We start from the raw sequence: 19,282 nt of genomic DNA on the forward strand, positions 1-19,282 counted from the left end.
GTCCTCGCGAGGCGCCTTTCGAACCACTGTCAGCCGATCCTGTTCTGTACCCATTCGTGGAACGCGCCGATGTGGTGCTCGCTCGGCACGAGCACGCCTCCCTTGGCGTACGTGCGCGACCCCATCGCTGGCTGGCAGCGCTCACACGCCTCGAAGTCCTGCTCGTTGACGCGGTGGAAGAGCTCGACGGACTTGTCGAGGTCCTTTCCGCTCGCCACCACGTCGGGAAGATAGAGCCAGTCACATTCGACGACGGTCCTGTCGACCGCCAAGGGAAACATACGATGCACGATGACGTGATCGGGAACCAGGTTGATGAAAACCTGCGGCTTGATGGTGATCGCGTAGTAGCGCCGGTCCTGGTCCTCGCTCACGCCGGGGATGCGGTCGAGCCCCTCGGAGCCGTCCACGGTGAAGCCCCGGATCTCCTCGCCGAACTCGGCGCCGTGCCCGACGAAGTACTGCGCCGCGTAGCCGTCGGCGAACTCGGGCAGCACCTCGGTCAGCTCGGGGTGGATCGTGGCGCAGTGGTAGCACTCCATGAAGTTCTCGATGATGAGCTTCCAGTTGGCCTTCACGTCGTAGACGATCCTGCGGCCGACCTCCAGCCCCGCGACGTCGTAGTTGTCGATCAGCTCGAGCGCGCCGAGCCGCTCGGTCACGGCGCCGAGCACGTCCTCCTCGAAGGAGGGCGGCTCGTCGGCCAGGCACACCCACACGTAGCCGAGCCACTCCCGGACGTGCACCTTGACCAGGCCGTACTCGACGCGGTCGAGATCGGCCATCTTGGTGAGGTTGGGCGCGGCGACCAGCTTGCCGTCGAGGTCGTAGGTCCAGGCGTGGTACATGCACTGGAAGGCCCGCTTGACCTCGCCGGACTCCTCGGCGCACAGCTGCGCGCCGCGGTGCCTGCAGACGTTGAAGAAGGCGCGCACCGACCTGTCGCGCGCCCTGGTGACCAGGATGCTCTCGCTGCCGACCTGGACCGTCTTGAACGAGCCCGGCTTCGGGAGGTCGGACGAGCGCACCACGCAGAACCACATCGCCTCGAAGATGTTCTTCTGCTCCCGCGCGAACAGCTCCTGATCGGTGTAGTAGTGGCCGGGCAGGGTGGGGATCACGCTGGAGGTGGTGGCGGGGCTTGAGGTGGTCACGGGAGTACTCCTCTGGTACGGGCCGGGTCAGTGCCCTCGGCGGATCCAGTCCTCGAGCTGCGGAGCCTCGGCTCCGATGCTGGTGTCGTCGCCGTGGCCGGTGTGGACCACAGTCTCGGCCGGCAGCGTGAGCAGCGTTCGGCTGATGGACGCGATGATCGTCGGGAAGTCGCTGTACGACCTGCCGGTGGCCCCGGGACCGCCTTGGAAGAGCGTGTCGCCGGAGAACAGGACGCCCAGCTCGGGCACGTACAGGCAGACCGCGCCCGGAGCGTGCCCTGGAGTGTGCAGGACGTGGACGGCGCTGTCGCCGACCCTGATGATCTGCCCGTTCGCCAGCGCCCGGTCAGGAGCGGCTACCGGATGCGTGAGCTTCCACAGCACCGAGTCGTCGGGGTGCAGGAGGACGGGCGCGCCGGTGCGGGCGGCCAGCTCGGGGGCGGAGTTCACGTGGTCGTCGTGCGCATACGTGCAGACGATCCCCACGAGCCTGCGGTCGCCGACGGCCTCGGCGATCGCGTCCGCGTCGTGGGCCGCGTCGATGACCAGCACCTGGTCGTCGTCGCCGAGGAGCCACACGTTGTTGTCGACGTCCCACGTCCCGCCGTCGAGGCTGAAGGTCCCCGAGGTGACCAGGCGCTCGACCCGCATCACAGCACTACCACCGAGCGCAGCACGTCGCCGTGGTGCATCTTGGCGAAGGCGTCCTCGACCTGGTCCAGGCCGATGGTCTCGGTGACGAAGGCGTCGAGGTCGAAGCGGCCCTGCAGGTAGAGGGAGATCAGCATGGGGAAGTCGCGGCTGGGCAGGCAGTCGCCGTACCAGCTGGACTTCAGCGCGCCGCCGCGGCCGAAGACGTCGAGGAGCGGCAGCTCCAGCGTCATCTCGGGCGTGGGCACGCCCACGAGCACGGCGGTCCCGGCCAGGTCGCGGGCGTAGAAGGCCTGCTTGAAGGTCTCGGGACGGCCGACCGCGTCGATCACCACATCGGCGCCGAAGCCGCCGGTGAGCTCCCTGACGGCCTCGACGGGATCGGCCTCCTTCGCGTTCACCGTGTGGGTCGCGCCGAACCCGCGGGCCCAGTCGAGCTTCCGGTCGTCGACGTCCACCGCGATGATCGTGGTGGCGCCGACCAGCCGCGACCCGGCGATGGCCGCGTTGCCGACGCCGCCGCAGCCGATCACCGCGACCGAGTCGCCGCGGCTGACCGCGCCGGTGTTCACGGCGGCGCCGAGCCCGGCCATCACGCCGCAGCCGAGCAGGCCCGCCGCGGCGGGGGCGGCCGCGGGATCGACTTTGGTGCACTGTCCCGCGGCCACCAGCGTCTTCTCGGCGAAGGCGCCGATGCCGAGGGCGGGGCTGAGCGGCGTGCCGTCCTTCAGCGTCATCTTCTGCGTGGCGTTGTGGGTGGCGAAGCAGTACTGCGGGCGCCCCCGCAGGCAGGCGCGGCAGGAGCCGCACACCGCGCGCCAGTTGAGGATGACGAAGTCGCCCACGGCGACGTCCTTGACGTCCGGGCCGACGGCCTCCACCACGCCCGCCGCCTCGTGGCCGAGCAGGAAGGGGAAGTCGTCGCTGATGCCGCCCTCGCGGTAGTGCAGGTCGGTGTGGCAGACGCCGCACGCCTGTACCTTCACCAGCGCCTCGCCGGGTCCTGGGTCCGGGACCAGGATCGTCTCCAGGCTTACCGGCTTGCCCTTGCCCGTCGCGACCACGCCGCGTACTTCATGAGCCATGATTCACTCCTGTGTCAGCCGGCCTGGACCGGCGCGGTCTCGAGGTGGCGGCGCCACCGGGTGAACAGCCTGACCTGGTTGACCCCCAGCACCGCGACGGGACGGTCACCCTGCCGGTAGACGGCCAGGAAGCTGTGGTCCGCGAGGTCGCCCTCCTCCACGGTCACCGAGTCGGCGTGCCGCGCGTGCCCGATGAACTGGATCTTGATGTCGAACTGGTCGGACCAGAAGTAGGCGGGACGGGCGGGCTCGGGGCGAGCCGTGCCGCCCGACAGCAGCGTCGCCGCCGCGACGGCGGCCCGCTGCCTGGCGCCGGTCCAGTGCTCGATCCGGTGGTGGTCGCCCTGCGCGGGATCGAACCAGGCCGCGCAGTCGCCGACCGCGACGACGCCGGGCACGCTGGTGCCGCCGCCCTCGTCGCAGACCACGCCGTCGCCGAGCTCGAGGCCGCTTCCCTCCAGCCACGAGGTGTTGGGGATGGCGCCGATCCCGACGACCACGACGTCGGCGGGCAGGTGGGTGCCGTCGGCCAGCCGCACGCCGTCCACCCTTTCCGTTCCCGTCAGCTCCGTGACGTACGCGCCGCGCATCAGGCGCACGCCGCGCCGTTCGTGCAGCGTGGCGATCGCCTCCGCCATCGAGTGGCCGAGGACGCCGGCCAGCGGCGCGGTTCCCGACTCCACCAGAGTGACGTCGAGACCGAGGTCTCTCGCGGTCGCGGCCACCTCGGCGCCGATGAAGCCGCCGCCGATCACGACCATCCGCTTCGCGCTCTCCAGATCGCCGCGGAGGGCGCGGGCGTCGTCGAGCGTGCGCAGCGTGTGGACGCCCGCCAGCTCCCGCGAGCCCGGCAGCTCGCGCGCGGCGGCGCCGGTGGCGATCACGATGCCGTCGGCCCTGATCGAGGTGCCGTCGCTCAGCGTGACGCGGCGGGCGACGGCGTCGAGCCCGGTCGCGGCCACACCGAGCCGCCACTCGATGCCGAGCTCCTCGCCCTCGCCCTCCAGCGCGAGATCGGCCTCGCCGACGGCGCCCCTGAGGAAGTCCTTGGACAGGGGCGGCCGGTCGTAGGGGCGGTGCCGCTCCTCGCCGACGAGCACCAGGCGGCCCGCGTACCCCTGGGCGCGCAGCGCGCGGGCCGTCAGGAGTCCGGCGAGCGAGGCGCCCACGACGCAGACGGTGTTCATGCCTGCCCCTTCAGCGTGACGCCCGGCGGCAGGTTCGGCTCCTCGTCGGACGGCACGACGTAGATGACGTCGTCCTCGACCACCACCTGGTGGGTTCGGACGGGGCGTTTGGCCGGCGGCGCGTCCACCCGGCCGGTACGCAGATCGAACCGCGAGGCGTGCAGCGGGCATTCGATCTCGCACCCCTCGAGCCAGCCGTCGGCCAACGAGGCATCCTGGTGCGTACAGGTGTCGTCGATGGCCAGGATCTCGCCGTCCTCGGTATGGAAGACGGCGATGGGCGGATCGGCTTCGAGGCGGAAGGCCTCGCCTCTCGGCAGTGATGCAAGTGGGCACGCTGGGATCATCGTGTCACACCTCGGTTTCGCAAAGAGAAACATCTCGCGCTATACGCAACAGGGTGCGGGTGTGGATTGCGGTTGTCAAGACCGGTTTGCCCGAGAGGTCCTTTCACGGCCGGCAGTGCGACCCGGATCAGGGGTGCCGTCAACGCGGCTGCTGCCAGCCGCCGAATCGATGATCATGTAGGGGTCTTTGGGCCTATGCCGTACCGCGCTGTGCCTGCGGATCCTGCAGGCCGCTGTGGTCTACGTCAACACCCTCATGCTGCAGGACGTGCTGGCCGGGGAGGCATGGGCGGCGCTGCTCACCCCGGCTGACCGGCGCGGCCTGACGCCGCTGTTCTGGACGCACATACGCCCCTACGGGGAGGTGCGCCTGGACCTGGCCGCCCGGCTCCCGATCGGCGCCGAGCCCTGACCCAACCTCGCGCCCGGCGGCCGTCAGGGGGTCAGCAGCAGTGCTGCAGTAGCCCTGGAGTTCGGCGAGGGCTCGGGCGTCGGCCTGCGTGTCGGGTCGGTACAGCATGGTCTTGCCGTCTTTGCGGGAGAACAGGATGCCGGCGCGCTTGAGTCGGGCCCGCTGCTCGCTGGCGCGGGGTTGGGCCTGGCTGGTGGGAGGGCGGCGGCGAGCACGGTGATCGGGCGTGGATGCGGGGACCTGCGCGCGTAGCGGGCGGCTTGTGGGCGGCTGGTCAGCGGGCGACGTAGCCGCCGTCGACGGGAAGCGCGACGCCGATGACGAAGCTGGATCCGGGGCTGCACAGCCACAGGACGGCTTGGGCGATCTCCTCCGCGGTCCCCAGCCGGCTGATGGGCTGGTCGGCTTCGGCTTCGGCGCGGTCGAGCTCTCCCTTGGCGATCACGTCGCTGACCATGGGGGTATCGATCGTGCCGGGGCAGACGGCGTTGATGCGGATGCCGCGGGGGGCGTATTCGAGGGCGGCGCTGGTGGTCAGGCCGATGACTCCGTGTTTGGAGGCGTGGTAGGAGGCACGGCCGGGGATGCCGACGAGGCCGCCGAGGGAGGAGCAGTTGACGATGGCTCCACTGCCTTGTGCGCGCATGTGCCGCAGTTCGTGCTTCATGCCGGCCCAGACACCGCGCAGGTTGATGATGTTGACGCGGTCGAAGCTTTCGGCGGGTTCGTCGGCGGCATCGCTGGGCGGGATCTGGATGCCCGCGTTGTTGTAGGCCATGTCCAGGCGGCCGAAGGTCTCCACGGTGCGGTCGACGGCGGCGGCGACCTGGTCCTCGTCGCTGACATCGCACGTGAGGGCGAGCACGTGGTGGCCTGCATCGGTGAGGTCCTTCGCGGCTGCGCTCAGGGCAGCTTCGTTGATGTCGCTGAGAGCGACGGCGGCCCCGGACTCGGCGAAGGCGCGGGCGGTGGCCAGTCCCATCCCGGAGCTGGCTCCGGTGACGAGGGCGACCTGGCCGGTGAAGTCGTAGGTGGGGTTCATATCGTGTTCTCTCCTGGCGGGTGTGAGTTTCGTTCGGGTGCCGGTCAGCTGCCGGTCAGCCCCTGCCGGCTGCTGTGACCATCGGACGTCAGAGAACTGCCGGACCGCCGCGTCGGCCTGGTCCGGCGGTGACCGCGGACACGAACCCTCCCTGCTGCTTCATCAGGGTGGGGAACGGAAGGGGAGCCTGCCCCGCCTGCCGCATGGAGCGAGTCCGTGCCGCAGGTCAGGGGCGTGAAGCACTCCCAGGCCGGCACGTTCACCGGATGGTGGAACGCGGGCGTCCGTTTCGTGAGCGTCAGGCGGCGCGCGGGACCGCCGTGCAGATGCACGAGCGAGAAGAACAGCTCGTCGCCCGGCAGCGCGACGTCGCTTCGGCGGCGATGCAGCCGGTGCCCAGCACGTCGGAGGCGGCTAGCAGACTCTGGACCAGGGTCCGCATCCGGCATGCCGGGGGTCGCGACGAGCGTGCCGTCGGCGAGCGGCACCCGCGCCAGTGGGACTGCGTGCCGATCGTGCCCATCAGCACGCGGTGAACCCTTCCGCGGGGTACGGCCTTGACGTCTGGTTGAACCTTCACCAGTGACCGCTGCTGCTGCGCGTTCTCCCCCGGCCACGCTTGGGTCACTTCAGATTCTTCCGGAAGAACGTGGTCAACTTGTCGAAGGGAATGAGATTGACGCGATCGTAGAGATCCACGTGACCGGCGCCGGGAACAATCACCAGTTCCTTGGCTTTACCGGCAAGCCGGTAGGCCTCTTCGCTGAACTCCCTGGAATGAGCCTTCTCGCCCGTGACAAAGAGCATCGGGCGGGGAGAGATCGTCTCGATGTCGGCGAACGGGTAGAAGTTCATGAACTTGACGTTGCTGGTGAGCGTTGGATGCGTCGTGGTGTTCGGGCTGTACCCCCTGGCGGTGCGGTAGAAGTCATAGAATTCGCGCTCAACCGGAGTCGAGTTGTCATTCAGCTGTTCAGGCGTTCCGCTGGTGTATTCGGTTTGACCACCCGCGAACTCCACATCGCGCTGTTGCGCTGCCCGCTTGAGGATGTCCTTCCGCTGCTCGAGGGTGACGGAATGCCTGAGCCCGTTGCGGTTGGCGGCGCCCATGTCGTACATGCTGACTGTCGCGATGGCTTTGATGCGCGGATCGATCTTGGCTGCACTGATGACGAAGCTCCCGCTGCCGCAAACCCCGATCGCGCCGATCCGCTCCTTGTCGACGAAGGTCCGGGTGCGCAGGAAATCCACCGCGGCACTGAAGTCCTCGGCATAGATGTCCGGCGAGACAGCGTTGCGAGGCTGGCCGTCACTCTTGCCCCAGAACGACAGATCAAGGGACATGGTGACGAATCCCTGCTCGGCCATCTTCGTGGCATACAGGTTTGCGCTCTGCTCTTTGACCGCACCCATGGGATGTCCGACCACCATCGCCGGATTCTTCGCGCGGCGATTCAAGTTCTTGGGGACGAACAGGTTCCCCGCGACGTTCATCCGGTACTGGTTCTTAAAGGAAACCTTCTGAACCGTTACCCTGTCGCTGGTGTAGAAGTTGTCCGCACCGTTGGACGTGTCCCCGGGCGGTAGGTCCGGCGTTGAATGGGCCACCGATGCCGAGGGCGTGGTGGCCTGGGCGGCCGAAGTCCAGCCTGTTGCGAAAAGTACACCGAGTACGGCGGCACCGGCGCCGGCCCGCTTGATCAGGCCACGGCGTGTGGAGGTCCGCCCCACGGATGCCGTTGTCATCGTCTGTCCGGCGGTATCAGACTTCGTGTTCATCGTTGATGCTCCTTGCGGGGCGCCGAAGGCTTTCGGCGGCACGGGAATTCAGCGGTTCCCTGATCGGATGCGATTGGTCCTCAGCGGGTGAGGGTGAGTAGCTTCTTGATCGAGCGGCGCTGGTGACAGCTTTCGTTAGCGACAGGCCGTCACGCCGTATGGCAACACCCAGGAAACCGGGTCCATCGCGCGGGCGGGAGGTCGCGTTTATCGGGGGGACAACCTCCACCCCCTTCCGCCCCCGGCCGCTCCCTACAGTGGAAAAGTGGACAACCGAGATGAGATCCGCGACTTCCTCGCCAGCCGGCGCGCCCGGATCACCCCGCAGCAGGCTGGGCTAGCCCCCGGCGGTCGCCGTCGGGTGCCCGGCCTGCGCCGTGAGGAAGTCGCCGTCCTGGCCGGCGTGAGCACCGACTGGTACACCCGTCTCGAAAAGGGCCACATCAGCGGCGTCTCCGAGGACGTCTTGAACGCCGTGGCCCGAGCCCTCCAGCTCGACGACGCTGAACGCGCTCACCTGTTCGACCTGGCCCGCGCCGCGGGCACCCGCCCCCGCACCCGCCGCCACGCCCACAAGGTCCGTCCCGGGCTGCAGCGGATGCTGGATGCCATGACCGACGCCCCGGCCATCATCCGCAACGGACGCATGGACATCCTGGCCGCCAACCGCCTCGGCCGCGCCATGTACTGGCCGGTCTTCCAGACGCAACTCGCCGTCCCCGGCCGGAACCCGCACCCGGGCGCCACACCCAGCCAGCCGGCCAACATCGCGCGCTTCCAGTTCCTCGACCCGGCCGGACCCGACTTCTTCCCCAACTGGGACACCGCCGCCGACACCACCGTCGCCCTCCTGCGCACCGAAGCCGGCCGCGACCCCTACAACACGGACCTCACCCACCTGATCGGCGAACTGTCCACCCGCAGCGCCGACTTCCGCAGCCGCTGGGCCCAGCACAACGTCCGCCTCCATCACACCGGCACCAAGACCTTCCACCACCCCGCCATCGGCGATCTCACCCTCGACTACGAGTCCATGGATCTGCACGCCGACCCCGGCCTGAACCTGACCGTCTACACCGCCGCCCCCGACACCCCCTCCCACGACGCCCTGCGCCTGCTCGCGAGCTGGGCCGCAACCCTCGACGCCGACACCCACGGCGCCGCTCCCCGGCTCCTGCAGGATGATCGACTCCGCCACGGCCAGGACCAGTAGGTCAGGACCAGTAGGAACGGCGCCGTCGACGGCGAGGATCACGCGTACATCGACACCACCTGGAAGGAACATGCCCCTTGCAACCGAAGGCCTTGCTCATCGGTCCACTCGCCATGCTCCTTGTCCTCACCGGCTGCGCCACCACGAGCCCAGGCCCGGCCACGTCCGGGCCGGGCACCTCGGCTCCCTCAGCATCCACGCCTCAGGTCGCCACCTCGGCGGGCACCCCGAACACCACGCCGACCCAGACTGCCTCCGCGACTCCCTCCGCAGCGCGTCAGGTCGAAGGCAGCATCGTGCGCTTCACCGCGGGCGATACCTCTGTCGACGTCGTCATCGGAGCCGACAACGCCACGACTCGGGACTTTCTCGCGATGCTTCCGCTCATCCTCTCTTTCGAGGAGTTCAACGGCCGCGAGAAGATCAGCTACCTCCCCCGGAGGCTGAACACCACCGGCTCACCGGGGTCAGACCCTGAAGACGGTGACCTCATCTACTTCGTCCCCTGGGGAAACCTCGGCTTCTACTACCACACAGCCGGCATCGGCTACTCGGACCAGGTGCTCCATATCGGCACCTACAACGCCAGTGCCGAACAATTGGAGCAGCTCCAGGAAGGCGACGTCACCGTCACGCTGGCCGAATGAAGCCGGGGGTGATCCCCTCAGTCGTGGGCAGACAAGGCTGCGGTAGATCACGCATCGACCACGACGGATCCCTGGTGACCACGCGCCCGGCGATGGCGGCCGGGGTCCGAGCGGGCCACGTGACCCACGAGCTCGGCCAGCGGCGAGCATCTCCCGACCAGTGCGCCGCACCCATCACCACACACGGAAAATGACTGACATGGCACTGATTCTGGTGACCGGGGCATCCAGCGGGCTCGGGCACAACACAGCGAAGGCGTTGGCCGACAACGGGCACGACGTGGTCATCCACGTCCGCAACTCGGCCCGTCTCACCGACACAGATGACACCGCCCGATGGAAAGGCGTCGTCACCGGGGATCTCGCCAAGCTGGACGAGATCCGCGGCGTTGCCCGGCAAGCCTCCAGGTTCGGCCGCTTTGACGCCGTCATCCATAACGCCGGCGTCTTGCACTCTCCCGAAGTGGTCACTGTCAACACCGTCGCGCCCTACATGCTGACGGCCCTGATGGACAAACCCGCCAGGCTCATCTACCTCAGCAGCTCCATGCACCGAACCGGCTCCACCGACCTGCGACGGCTGACCTCCGGCACCGCCTCCTACGACGACAGCAAACTATGGGTCACCACCTTCGCGCTTGCCGTCGCATCCCGATGGGAAGGAACCTCGAGCCATGCGGTCGACCCCGGGTGGGTCCCCACACGTATGGGCGGTGCGGGCGCACCGACCTGATTGCAGGGCACCAGACACAGGTGTGGCTCGCCACCCACCATGACGTGACCCCGAGCACCGGCGGCTACTGGTACCACCGGCAGGTGCAGACACCACACCCCGCGGCGCGAGACGAAGACTTCCAGGCTCGCCTCATTCAAGCCTTGGAGGGCCACACTGGCGTCCCGCTCGAGTGACCGCGACCCCGCTGCACGCAGATGGGAGCGGGTCACATCCTGGTGCCATACCCGCCCGTGATGGGTCCCGATCCCTCTCCTCGCCGACCGGCCGGTCGGCGCACGCCTGAAGCGGTGACCGACCCGGCGCCGCCCGGAGCCCGATGTAGACTGGCCGGACGCGTTGAGGGCGCGTCCGGGTCCGCGGGCAGGACAGAGTCCACCTCGATCAGCGGCATGACCATGCTCGTCATCTTCTTCACGCCTCCAGCCGCGGACCGGGAGGACAGGTGAGGAGATGACCATGCTGCCCCAGCGACCGAACCTCGACCAGCTGCGCCGTCAGGCCAAGGAGCTGCGCGACCGCGCCCGGTCGGGAGACACCGACCGGCTCGGTGCGCTTCCGGTCACGCTGGCCTCCGCCCAGCTCGTGATCGCCCGTGAACACGGCTTCGCCAGCTGGGCCAAGCTGAAGGACGAGGTCGAGCGGCGCACCACCGACCTCGCCCAGCGGGTCGAGGCGTTCCTGGAGGCCAGCGTCGACGGCCGCACCGGGCGGGCCGTCCGCCTGCTGGCCGAGACGCCCGCCATCGCCGGCCACGACTTCCGCACCGCCGTCGTCCTGGGCGACGCCGCCCGCGTGCGGGACCTGCTCGCTCGCGACCCCGGCCTCGCCACCCGCCCTGACCAGCGGTCGGGCTGGACGCCGCTGCTGGGCGTGTGCAACTCGCGCTGGCATCGCATCGAGCCAGAGCGCGCGGCCGGGCTCGTGGAGGTGGCCCGCCTGCTGCTCGGGGCGGGCGCCGATCCCAACGGCGCGGTCGGCTCGCCCGGCCGGCGGGGGCACTGCTCTCCGCTGTACGCCGCCGCGGGCCTGGCCGGTCATCCCGCGCTGGCCCGGCTGCTGCTCGAGCACGGCGCCGACCCCGACACCCCCGCCGCGCTCTACCACACCGCCTTCCACGACGGCGATCACGCCTGCCTGCGGCTGCTGCTCGAGCACGGGGCCAGGGCCGAGGGGTCGGCCACGCTCGGCGCGGCGATCAGCGTCGACGACGCGCAGGCCGTACGGCTGCTGCTGGAAGCGGGGGTGGACCCCCGCGTGCCGCTGCCCGCCGACTCCCTGGCCGAAGTGGATCCCGCCACGCCGCCGATCCCGGCGGTGACCGCCGCGCTCGAGCACGACTGCTCGGCGGAGCTGATCGAGGTCCTGCTGGAGCGGGGCGCGGACGCCCGCGCCGAGGCCCACGTGATGGCGGTGCGGAGGGGCAGGACCGACGTGGCCGACCTGCTCACCAGGTACGGCGCCCGCGACGACACCGGCGGGATCGACAGGTTCCTCGGCGCCTGCGTCCGCGCCGACCGGGCCGAGGCCGAGCGCCTGCGGCCGCCCCTGGACCGGCTCGGCACGGACGACCTCGCGAGCATCGTGCACGCGGCCTATCACGACAACGCCGCCGCGGTCGATCTCATGCTCGATCTCGGCTTTCCCCTGGACGCTCGCGGGGACGACGGAGCCACCGCGCTGCACGCCGCCGCGGCGGCGGGCGGCCTGCGGACCGTACGCCTGCTCCTGGCGCGCGGCGCCGACCTGGAAGCCGTCGACACGACCTGGGGCAGCACCCCGCTGACCTGGGCGAGCGTGGGCAGCGGCTTCCGCATGGGGCATGCCGAGGCGCCCGACTGGGTGGCCGTCGTCCAGACGCTGATCGAGGCGGGCGCGTCACCGCACGAGCCGTGGGTGGCGGGCAAACCCCCCAGCGGAGAGGTCGGCGCGCTGCTGCGCCGGTACGGCCTCGCCCCCGAGAACGACGAGGACGAAGCCCAGGCTTGACAAGCAGCGGTGCAGAATATCTACTATCAGAACTAGAGGTTTCCTCTTGTGCGGAGGACAGGTATACCGAGGGTCAGGCAAACCCTCGGGGATCTTCGGAGGTGAAGCACCATGCTGCTGACGTCGATCGACCCGTTCGTACAGGAGTTCGAGCGTCAGTTCGACCGGCTGACCCGCCAGGCCGCCGCCCAGGGCGGTGGCGCCGTCATGCCGATGGACGGAATCCGCCGCGCCGACGACGTGGTCCTGCGGTTCGACCTGCCCGGAATCGACCCCGACTCCATCGAGGTCACGGTCGACCGCGGGGTGCTGTCGGTGACCGCGCGCCGCGAGGAGGAGTTCGGCGAGGACGACCGCGTCTTCGTCCGCGAACGGGTGACGGGCACCTTCACCCGCCGCGTCTACCTCTCGGAGCACCTGGACGCCGAGGCGATCGAGGCCGCCTACACCAACGGCGTCCTGTCCGTGCGGATCCCGGTTGTGGAGCGCGCCAAGCCGCGCAAGGTCGCCATCCAGCAGTCCGGCGACACCCACAAGGCGATCAAGAGCTGATCGCCTGAGCTCGGCCGCCCACGGCGGCCGGCCACCTGGATCACCGGGGCGCCGCAAGGAGCGGCGCCCCGGCGTGATTCCGCAGGTGACTCCTGGTGTCCGGCCCGCGCGTCATCGACACTGGAAGGGTGCCCGGTCGGCTCGTTGTCGCCTACAACGACTCTCCGAGCGCCCGGCGGGCGCTGGAGGAGGCCCTCAGGCGTGCGGCGAAGCACGGGGAGTGCGAGGTGATCGCCGTCGCGGTCGACAAGCGGGGCCGCGCGCGGCCTGAGGACCAGCCGCACCCGTGTGAGGCATGGCTGCGGGCCGCCGCCCGGCACGCCGACGAACGGCACGGCAGCATCCGCACGGAGATCAGGGTCGGACATCCGGCGACACAACTGCTCCAGGCCGCCCTGGATCTCCGCGCCGACCTGCTGATCATCGGGTGCGGCGAATGGGGCGCGTGCCCGAGCACCACGGTCGAGATGGTGCTCAGGCACGCGCCCTGCCCGGTCCTGGTGATTCGCTGACTGACGGACCCGGGGCCCGGATCCGTCAGCGGACGCGGGACTGGGAGGCCAGCGTCCCTCCCCCGTCCGCCTGCCATCCGGCCACCACCCGCGGGCGGGCGCCCAGGGCGCGGGTCAGCGGCACGCGCACGGTCGTGGTGCCACTGCCGGAGACGGTCACGACGTGGCCGCCCGCCGTTCCCTGGTCGTCACGGACGAACAGGTGCGCCTTCCCCGGGCCTGCCGCGCGCAGCCGCACCTCCACCGCGTTCCCGCCGCCCGTGGCGGCGGCGACCCAGCCGCTCTCGAACGGCTTGGCCGCGGGACCGCCGCCGAGCGGGAGTCCGAGGCGGACCGCCTGCTCCAGCGACTGCGGGGAGTCCAGGCTGGACAGGCCGGTGTCGGGGATCACCGGGTCGGGCGGAGTCGTCGGCCGTCCCTGCGGCGGCGTGTAGCCGGGAAGGGTCGCGACGCCCCACCGGTACGGGTCACCCTGCACGCCACCCCACGTCGACCAGCCGATCCGCGTCTGGCCTGTCTTGTCCTGGGTGTCGGAGTCGTACACCAGGACGTTCAGCCCGAGGCGCGCGGGGTCGACCGCGCCCGGCAGCACCTCCATCGGGATGGCCATCTCCACCGTGTACTCGCCGGAGGAGACCTTGGCGGCCACCCGCATGCCCGGGACCGCCGCCCCCTGGCGGTTGTCGGCGTCGCGCAGGAAGCACGGCGGTCCTTCGGCCGTCACCGGCAGCACCGCGGCCTTGAACGTCGTGGAGGTGTTCTCCGACCTGCCGCGCGGGTCGAGCGTCACCTCGACGGCGTCGGTCCGCCAGTGCCGCTTGCAGTCGGCGGCGGGCAGGCGGCTGCCGACCACGTCGTCCTTCACCTGGACCAGCAGGAACAGCGTGTCGTCACGCCAGCTGACCTTGGCCGTGCCCGAGCAGTCGGCCGCCGAGGAGCACGCGGCGCCCTCCCACAGGCGGGAGACGTCCAGGGAGGGACCGGTGTACTCGCCCGAGCCCTCGGCGCCGTCGATCGCAGGCGCCGACGCGGCCCGCGGGACGGCCGTCGCGGGGACCAGTTCGAGTGCGGGCCTGCTCACGCTGGAGCCGTCCGAGCCGGTCGTCGTGATCGTGTAGGCGTAGTCGCCGCCCTCGTTGGAGGTCTTCAGCGAGGGGTCGGAGTTGGTGACCGTGAACGGCACCCTCGTCGAGGCCCCGGCCGCCAGGCCGTTGTAGGCCGCCTCGGCGCGGTCGGCGGTGAAGCCGGCGGGCAGCGCCAGCCGTACCGTTCCCGACTGGGTGGTGTCGCTGACGTTGGTGACCACGACGTCCACCTGGCGCGAGCCGCCGGACGGGAGGGTGAGCACCGGCGGGACCAGATCGCGCAGCTGCGGCGCCTTGAGGTCGGCGGCCCACTTCTCGTACTGCTCGACCTGCGGCAGCAACTGCTGTCCTCCGCGGACGGCGGGGCTGACCTCGACCTGCCGGTCGGTGTAGCCGCTCCCCCGTTCCGTGGTCAGCGTCGCCCCGACCCGGGCCCGCTCACCGGGAGTGCCGCGAGGCGTCACCGTGAACGTCGCCGATCCGGTACGGCCGGCCGCCAGCCTGCCGAGCTCGCCCGACCCGCTGATCTGCCAGCCGCCCGGCACGCGCAGCGCCACGGCCGAGCGGCCCAGCGCCTCGCCGGACGGGGCCGTCGCGGTGACCTCGACCGTGAACGCCGCGCCAGGGCGGACGTCGAACGTGCTGGGCCGCAGGTCGAGCAGCGTGCCGAGCGGGACACCGCCAGGCGGCCGCACCAGCGCGCCGTCGAGGATCGCCGTGGGCGCCGCGGCCGCCGCGCTGCCCGGCGAGGGGAACGGCACCCGTGAGTCCACCTGGGTGAAGAAGTCGCAGCCGAGCTGGGCGGGGTCGGTGGGCACGTCGGGGAAGACGGCCCAGCCCTGGGAGGCGTACACGCGCTGGGCGTCGCGCTCGATGGCGGCCCACGTCCGGCCCGCGCTCTCGGAGACGCGGCCGCTCCACACGCCGTACACGTTCTGCGCGGGGTTGGCGGGACGGAACGTCGAGGCGCAGGCGGGGCCGTTCTGGGAGGTGCCGCGCGCCCGGCCGAGGAGCAGGCGAGCGGGCGCGAAGGGACGCAGCCCCTCACGGGTGATCTGCTCGGGGAACGCGTTGGGGTCGGCCGCCGCGTAGAAGGCCTCGATGGTCAGCCGCGCCGCCTGCTGGTGGTTCCCGTGATTGCCGGGAGACGGGGCCGGGTCCATGGTCAGCAGGATCTCGGGCCGGGTCTGGCGGACGAGCCGCACGACCTTCTCCAGCGTGTCGCCGCCCCAGATCTGGTCGGTCAGCGCGGCGCTCACCGTGTAGTAGAAGTCGACGTCGTCGAGGTTGAACACCTCCCGCACGCCCGCCTTCGCGACCGCCGTACGCTCTTCGGCCTCCCTGAGCAGGCCGAGCGCCGGGCCCTCCTCCGGGCCGACCGCGTTCCCGCCGCCCTCGCCCCTGGTGACGGTGACGACGCCGGTGCGGACGTCGTGGTCCTCCTTCCACTGCCCGAGCGTCGACAGCGTGAAGGCCTCGTCGTCGGGGTGGGCGCCGACGAACAGCGCGTCGAGATCGGCGGCGCCGGCCGAGGCGGTGGTGGCCGAGGGGGTGGTGGCCGAGGGGGTGGTGGCCGGCGGAGCCGCGGCCTTCCCCGGTGACGCGGCGGCGGCGGGCGCCAGGGAGGGCGCGAGGGCGAGCACGGCCGCGGTGGCGAGCACCGCCAGGCGGCCGGTCGGCCGCGGGGGAGGCGACGTCGGAGCGGGGATCGGCGGGCGCGGTGTTGGCATGGAACCTCCGGGGGGTTACTCGCGGACCGCCCCCTGGAGCAGCCCGCGGATGAAGTGGCGCTGGAGGAACAGGTAGAAGATCACGACCGGGGTCGCGACGATGACGGATCCGGCCGCGAGCAGGGTGAAGTCGGAGGTGTACTGGCCCTGGAAGAACGCCAGGCCCAGCGGCGCGGTGCGCAGCGACTCGCTGGTCACCATGATCAGTGGGATGAGGAACTCGTTCCACGTCCACATGAAGATCAGCAGGGTCAGCGTGACGATCGCAGGCCTCGCCGGCGGCACCAGCACCTGCCACAGGGTGCGCCAGACCGAGGCGCCGTCGATGCGGGCGGCCTCGACGATGGCGCGGCTGCTGGCCCGGAAGTAGGCCCGCATCCAGAAGGTGCCGAACGCCACCGACATGGCGACCTGCGGCAGCGCCACCGACCAGAACGTGTCGGTCAGTCCGAGCGTGCGCAGGTCGAAGTAGAGCGGCACCGCGATGGCCTCGCTCGGCATCATGATGCCGAGCAGGAACAGGTAGAACAGCGCCGACTGGCCGCGGAAGCGCATGGTGCCGAAGGCGTACCCGCTCATGATCGACAGCAGCACGCTGACGACCACGACGAACGCCGACACCCCCAGGCTGGTGCGCAGGTACGTGCCGAACTGGCCGATCTCCCACGCGGACGCGAAGTTGGCGACGGGCCCGGAGCCCGGGCTCTCCCCCAGGCCGAGCGCGGCCAGCAGCACCGTCAGGATGGGGAACAGCGCGAACGCGGCGAACACCGTCAGGATGGCGTAGTTGGCCAGCCGCTCCCCGCGTGAGATCACGTGATGCTCCTGTCGGCGAAGCGGTTGATCACGAACGAGATCGCGAAGATGACGACGGTGAGGGTGACGCCGATCGCCGCCGCCGAGCCGACCTGGCCGAGCTCGAAGGCCCGGTGGTAGACCTCGTACGACGGCACCGAGGTCGAGTTGCCCGGACCGCCCTCCGTGGTGATGTACACCAGGTCGAACGTCCGCAACGCGGCGATCACGGTCAGCGTCAGCGCGACCGCGATCTCGCCGCGCACCGAGGGCAGCGTGACCGCGAAGAACTCCCTCACCGGCCCCGCGCCGTCGAGCCGCGCCGCCTCGTACAGCTCGATCGGGATCTTGCTCATCCCGGCCAGCAGCAGGACGGTCACCAGGCCGGTCTCGAACCAGGTGCCGACCACGCCGACCGCGGGGAGGGCGAAGGTGTAGTCGCCCAGCCACCCTCTCGCCAGCCAGTCGAGCCCGACCGCCCCGAGCAGGTCGTTGAGCGTGCCGTCGGCGGAGTACACGCGCCGCCAGGCGACGGCCACCACGACCATGGCCACCACCTGCGGCAGGAACACCACCGTACGGAAGAAGCCGAGGCCGCGCACCTTGGCGTGGTTGAGAATGGTCGCCAGCAGCAGCCCGATGACCAGCGGCCCCACCGCGAAGAACCCGATGAGCACGAGAGCGTGGCCGAAGGCGTCCCGCAGTCCCTCGTCCGCGACGATCGCGGCGTAGTTGTCCAGCCCCGCCCAGGTGCCGAGCGACAGGCCGTCCCAGTGGAACAGCGACAACTGCACCGCGCGGCCGATCGGGTAGAGCAGGAATGCCGCGTAGACCACGAAGGCCGGCAGCAGATAGAGGTAGGCGACGCGGCGGGGCTCCCCTGGAGGGTGGCCCGCCCGTGCTCGCGCGAAGGACGATCGGGACCGGATCACCGCGGTCTTCGTGTCCGGTCCCGTGGAGAGCGTCGAGGCCATGAGCCCGTGCTCACCCGTTGCTCTCGACGAAGGTCTTGTAGTCCTTCTCCAGCGTCGCCAGGAACTCCTGCGGCGTCGCCTTCTTGGCCATCAGGTCCTGCAGGGCCGCGGTCAGCGTGTCGGCGAAGGTCGGGGTGGCGTAGTCGAGGTACGGCACCAGCCCGTCCTGCTGGGTGGCGGTGCTGAAGGCGGTGAACATGTCCTGCTGCGCGCCCGCCGGCACGCTCTGCTGGTCGGTGTCGGCGACCGGCAGGAGGCCGTTGGTGGCCAGCACCTTCATGGCGTCGGAGTTGGTGATGAAGTCGATGTAGGCGGCCGCCGCGTCGGGGTTGGCGCTCTTGGTGGTGATGGCGAAGGGCAGGCCGGTTCCGCCGGTCGCGACCGGCGGCGTCCCCGGCGGGAGGGCGAAGCCCAGGTCCTTGCCCATGATCTTGCCCAGGTCGCCGATCAGCCAGGTGCCGCCGATCAGGAAGACGCCCTGGCCCTTGGCGAACGCCTGCCATGACGCGTCATGGCCGAGGCCGTTGAAGCCCTTGTTGAAGTAGCCCTTGTCGACCCAGTCGACGAGCTGCTGGGCGGCCTTGGTGTTCTCCGGCGTGGTCCACGAGGCGCCCTTGCGGCCGAAGCCGAGCGTGGCGATCTGATCCTTGGGGACGTGCTGCCCCTGCACGGTGCCGAACAGGTGGACGGCCGGCCACTTGTCGAGGTTGCCCATCATGAGCGGCACCTCGCCGGCCGCCTTGGCCTTGTCGAGCGCGGCCTCGAACTCCGCCCAGGTCTTCGGCGGCTCCAGGCCGAGCTTGGCCAGCTTGGCGCGGTTGTAGTGGATGCCGACGACCTCGCCGGCCTGCGGCAGGCCGTACACGTTGCCTTCACCGAAGGACTTGCCGTCGGCGGTGTAGCTCACGTACTGCAGGACCGACTGCGGGTAGCGCTTCTTCCATCCGTACGCCTCGGCGTAGGGGTCGAGCGGGCGCAGCTGCCCGGCCTTCACGAACGCGCCCATCTGGGGGCGGCCATTGTTGGCCTGCACGACGTCCGGCGGCTCGTTACCGCTCAGCGCCAGGCGCAGCGTGGTGTTGAGGTCGTCGAACGAGCGCGACACCCGCTTGATCGTGATGTTGGGGTACTTCGCCTGGAACGCGGTGTTGAGCGCCGTCATCTGGGCGTTCTGGGCGCCGCGTACCTCCTGGTCCCAGATGGTGAGGGTGACGTTGCCGAGAGCCGCCGCGTCGGTGCGCACCGCCGAGGCGCTCGGCTGCGCCGGGGACCCGGCGGGCGGCGCCGACGACCCGGGCGCGCAGGCGGCCGCGGCGAGGGCCACGACACCGGCGGCGAGTACGGCACGCGTCCGGGCGCCGCGCGGCCGGACGTCTCGCGTCGAGGCGATCATGG

19 protein-coding genes are annotated in these 19,282 nt (G+C 70.4%); 8 read left to right on the forward strand and 11 right to left on the reverse strand.

Features of this window, described 5'->3' with window-relative positions:
* Nucleotides 1-29 precede the first annotated feature (29 nt).
* Genes H4W81_RS14515 through H4W81_RS14535 form a run of 5 tightly spaced genes read right to left on the reverse strand, consistent with a single transcriptional unit; the run spans nt 30 to nt 4,424 of the window.
* Nucleotides 30-1,154 (reverse strand): aromatic ring-hydroxylating oxygenase subunit alpha, encoded by a 1,125-nt coding sequence (locus H4W81_RS14515; protein WP_192775289.1) that lies wholly within the window; start codon nt 1,152-1,154, stop codon nt 30-32.
* A gap of 27 nt (nt 1,155-1,181) precedes the next feature.
* Nucleotides 1,182-1,805: an MBL fold metallo-hydrolase gene (locus H4W81_RS14520; RefSeq protein WP_192775290.1), complete on the reverse strand. Its 624-nt coding sequence runs from the start codon at nt 1,803-1,805 to the stop codon at nt 1,182-1,184.
* Entirely contained in the window at nt 1,805-2,890 is a 1,086-nt protein-coding gene (locus H4W81_RS14525; RefSeq protein ID WP_192775291.1) for an S-(hydroxymethyl)mycothiol dehydrogenase, read from the reverse strand. Before H4W81_RS14525 ends, H4W81_RS14520 begins: the two co-directional genes overlap by 1 nt.
* A 14-nt stretch (nt 2,891-2,904) precedes the next feature.
* The gene (locus tag H4W81_RS14530; protein WP_192775292.1) at nt 2,905-4,077 is read right to left on the reverse strand and encodes an NAD(P)/FAD-dependent oxidoreductase; all 1,173 of its coding nucleotides are present in this window, start codon (nt 4,075-4,077) and stop codon (nt 2,905-2,907) included.
* The gene (locus H4W81_RS14535) at nt 4,074-4,424 is read right to left on the reverse strand and encodes a bifunctional 3-phenylpropionate/cinnamic acid dioxygenase ferredoxin subunit (RefSeq protein WP_192775293.1); all 351 of its coding nucleotides are present in this window, start codon (nt 4,422-4,424) and stop codon (nt 4,074-4,076) included. Before H4W81_RS14535 ends, H4W81_RS14530 begins: the two co-directional genes overlap by 4 nt.
* Nucleotides 4,425-4,611: 187 nt before the next feature.
* Here H4W81_RS14535 and H4W81_RS14540 point away from each other — a divergent pair, with 187 nt between their 5' ends.
* Nucleotides 4,612-4,836, forward strand: coding sequence for a transposase (locus H4W81_RS14540; protein WP_225958623.1), 225 nt, complete (start codon nt 4,612-4,614; stop codon nt 4,834-4,836).
* 274 nt (nt 4,837-5,110) lie between these two features.
* On the opposite strand, the gene H4W81_RS14545 is transcribed toward H4W81_RS14540, so the two are convergent.
* Nucleotides 5,111-5,878 (reverse strand): SDR family NAD(P)-dependent oxidoreductase, encoded by a 768-nt coding sequence (locus tag H4W81_RS14545; protein ID WP_192775294.1) that lies wholly within the window; start codon nt 5,876-5,878, stop codon nt 5,111-5,113.
* A gap of 326 nt (nt 5,879-6,204) precedes the next feature.
* Here H4W81_RS14545 and H4W81_RS14550 point away from each other — a divergent pair, with 326 nt between their 5' ends.
* A complete protein-coding gene (locus tag H4W81_RS14550; protein ID WP_192775295.1) occupies nt 6,205-6,414 on the forward strand; it encodes a hypothetical protein in 210 nt (69 codons plus the stop codon).
* 88 nt (nt 6,415-6,502) lie between these two features.
* Here H4W81_RS14550 and H4W81_RS14555 read toward each other — a convergent pair whose 3' ends face one another.
* Nucleotides 6,503-7,657, reverse strand: a complete 1,155-nt coding sequence (locus H4W81_RS14555) for an alpha/beta hydrolase (RefSeq protein ID WP_225958624.1) — start codon at nt 7,655-7,657, stop codon at nt 6,503-6,505.
* 265 nt (nt 7,658-7,922) lie between these two features.
* Between H4W81_RS14555 and H4W81_RS14560 the strand changes: the two genes are divergently transcribed.
* The 6 genes from H4W81_RS14560 to H4W81_RS14585 all read left to right on the forward strand — a co-directional run bounded on the left by H4W81_RS14560 (nt 7,923) and on the right by H4W81_RS14585 (nt 13,303).
* Complete coding sequence (locus H4W81_RS14560) at nt 7,923-8,870, forward strand: helix-turn-helix transcriptional regulator (protein ID WP_192775296.1); 948 nt, start codon at nt 7,923-7,925, stop codon at nt 8,868-8,870.
* 77 nt (nt 8,871-8,947) lie between these two features.
* Entirely contained in the window at nt 8,948-9,517 is a 570-nt protein-coding gene (locus H4W81_RS14565) for a cyclophilin-like fold protein (protein WP_225958625.1), read from the forward strand.
* Nucleotides 9,518-9,716: 199 nt separating this feature from the next.
* Nucleotides 9,717-10,250, forward strand: coding sequence for an SDR family NAD(P)-dependent oxidoreductase (locus H4W81_RS14570; protein ID WP_225958626.1), 534 nt, complete (start codon nt 9,717-9,719; stop codon nt 10,248-10,250).
* A gap of 459 nt (nt 10,251-10,709) precedes the next feature.
* Nucleotides 10,710-12,239 (forward strand): ankyrin repeat domain-containing protein, encoded by a 1,530-nt coding sequence (locus H4W81_RS14575; protein WP_192775297.1) that lies wholly within the window; start codon nt 10,710-10,712, stop codon nt 12,237-12,239.
* 111 nt (nt 12,240-12,350) lie between these two features.
* Nucleotides 12,351-12,791 carry an Hsp20/alpha crystallin family protein gene (locus H4W81_RS14580; RefSeq protein WP_192775298.1) on the forward strand — a complete coding sequence of 147 codons (441 nt, stop codon included), beginning with the start codon at nt 12,351-12,353 and terminating at the stop codon, nt 12,789-12,791.
* Between the two features lie 128 nt (nt 12,792-12,919).
* The gene (locus H4W81_RS14585; protein WP_192775299.1) at nt 12,920-13,303 is read left to right on the forward strand and encodes a universal stress protein; all 384 of its coding nucleotides are present in this window, start codon (nt 12,920-12,922) and stop codon (nt 13,301-13,303) included.
* Between the two features lie 25 nt (nt 13,304-13,328).
* Here H4W81_RS14585 and H4W81_RS14590 read toward each other — a convergent pair whose 3' ends face one another.
* The 4 genes from H4W81_RS14590 to H4W81_RS14605 are packed head-to-tail and all read right to left on the reverse strand — an operon-like array spanning nt 13,329 to nt 19,280.
* Nucleotides 13,329-16,118, reverse strand: a complete 2,790-nt coding sequence (locus H4W81_RS14590) for a sugar-binding protein (protein WP_192775300.1) — start codon at nt 16,116-16,118, stop codon at nt 13,329-13,331.
* A gap of 15 nt (nt 16,119-16,133) precedes the next feature.
* A complete protein-coding gene (locus H4W81_RS14595; protein ID WP_192775301.1) occupies nt 16,134-16,934 on the reverse strand; it encodes a carbohydrate ABC transporter permease in 801 nt (266 codons plus the stop codon).
* Nucleotides 16,931-17,845 carry a carbohydrate ABC transporter permease gene (locus H4W81_RS14600; protein WP_318781740.1) on the reverse strand — a complete coding sequence of 305 codons (915 nt, stop codon included), beginning with the start codon at nt 17,843-17,845 and terminating at the stop codon, nt 16,931-16,933. Before H4W81_RS14600 ends, H4W81_RS14595 begins: the two co-directional genes overlap by 4 nt.
* A 52-nt stretch (nt 17,846-17,897) precedes the next feature.
* On the reverse strand, nt 17,898-19,280 hold the full coding sequence (locus H4W81_RS14605; RefSeq protein ID WP_192775303.1) for an extracellular solute-binding protein: 1,383 nt from the start codon (nt 19,278-19,280) through the stop codon (nt 17,898-17,900).
* Nucleotides 19,281-19,282 lie beyond the last annotated feature (2 nt).

The organism is Nonomuraea africana, assembly GCF_014873535.1.
Classification (GTDB): Bacteria; Actinomycetota; Actinomycetes; order Streptosporangiales; family Streptosporangiaceae; genus Nonomuraea; species Nonomuraea africana.

Excerpts from the sequence above, each read along its gene's own strand:
- H4W81_RS14520 (WP_192775290.1), bottom strand. The coding sequence starts at position 1,805 with ATGCGGGTCGAGCGCCTGGTCACCTCGGGGACCTTCAGCCTCGACGGC.
- H4W81_RS14525 (WP_192775291.1), bottom strand. The coding sequence starts at position 2,890 with ATGGCTCATGAAGTACGCGGCGTGGTCGCGACGGGCAAGGGCAAGCCG.
- H4W81_RS14530 (WP_192775292.1), bottom strand. The coding sequence starts at position 4,077 with ATGAACACCGTCTGCGTCGTGGGCGCCTCGCTCGCCGGACTCCTGACG.
- H4W81_RS14535 (WP_192775293.1), bottom strand. The coding sequence starts at position 4,424 with ATGATCCCAGCGTGCCCACTTGCATCACTGCCGAGAGGCGAGGCCTTC.
- H4W81_RS14545 (WP_192775294.1), bottom strand. The coding sequence starts at position 5,878 with ATGAACCCCACCTACGACTTCACCGGCCAGGTCGCCCTCGTCACCGGA.
- H4W81_RS14550 (WP_192775295.1), top strand. The coding sequence starts at position 6,205 with ATGCACGAGCGAGAAGAACAGCTCGTCGCCCGGCAGCGCGACGTCGCT.
- H4W81_RS14555 (WP_225958624.1), bottom strand. The coding sequence starts at position 7,657 with ATGAACACGAAGTCTGATACCGCCGGACAGACGATGACAACGGCATCC.
- H4W81_RS14570 (WP_225958626.1), top strand. The coding sequence starts at position 9,717 with ATGGCACTGATTCTGGTGACCGGGGCATCCAGCGGGCTCGGGCACAAC.
- H4W81_RS14575 (WP_192775297.1), top strand. The coding sequence starts at position 10,710 with ATGCTGCCCCAGCGACCGAACCTCGACCAGCTGCGCCGTCAGGCCAAG.
- H4W81_RS14580 (WP_192775298.1), top strand. The coding sequence starts at position 12,351 with ATGCTGCTGACGTCGATCGACCCGTTCGTACAGGAGTTCGAGCGTCAG.
- H4W81_RS14590 (WP_192775300.1), bottom strand. The coding sequence starts at position 16,118 with ATGCCAACACCGCGCCCGCCGATCCCCGCTCCGACGTCGCCTCCCCCG.
- H4W81_RS14605 (WP_192775303.1), bottom strand. The coding sequence starts at position 19,280 with ATGATCGCCTCGACGCGAGACGTCCGGCCGCGCGGCGCCCGGACGCGT.